We start from the raw sequence: 531 nt of genomic DNA, 5'->3' as shown, positions 1-531 counted from the left end.
CGAACATGTGAATACTCGCCGCGAACTCCTCTCAAATGACCACTACACGGCTTGAGCCGTGAGTTGTTTCAGCAATCGGTCCATCGCGCGATACCCGAGCGCTTCCGCCAAATGAGAACGCTCAATCTGCTCAGCACCTTCTAAATCCGCTATCGTGCGGGCCACTTTAATGATGCGATGATAGGCACGAATCGATAACCCCAGCCGATGTAGTGCAGTTTCGAGAAATTCCGCATCGCTTTTTTGCAACGGGCAAAATGCCTCAATCTCACGGCTGCCGAGCAGTGCGTTTACTTTGCCGTTTCGATTGAGCATGCTCTCGCGAGCAAGACTGACGCGCTCTTTGACGAGTTCCGTGGGTTCACCTCGATCACCACCTTCCGCCAACGTGCCTTTCGGTAAGGATGGAATTTCTAACGACATATCAAAACGGTCGAGAAGCGGCCCCGATAAACGACCTAAGTAACGCAAAATAGCTTGAGGGTTAGTACGAGCTTGATTCCCTTCGTAATAGCCAGTTGGGCTTGGATT

At 51.4% G+C, this 531-nt stretch carries 1 protein-coding gene; it reads right to left on the bottom strand.

Annotated elements, in window-relative coordinates; translation table 11 throughout:
* Nucleotides 1-42 precede the first annotated feature (42 nt).
* Nucleotides 43-531: ATP-binding protein (locus R7Z77_RS28175; RefSeq protein ID WP_318137413.1), on the bottom strand; the 489-nt coding region annotated here is incomplete at its 5' end.

This window comes from Vibrio sp. 1401, from assembly GCF_033340295.1.
This window is presented reverse-complemented; position numbering and strand designations above follow the sequence as displayed.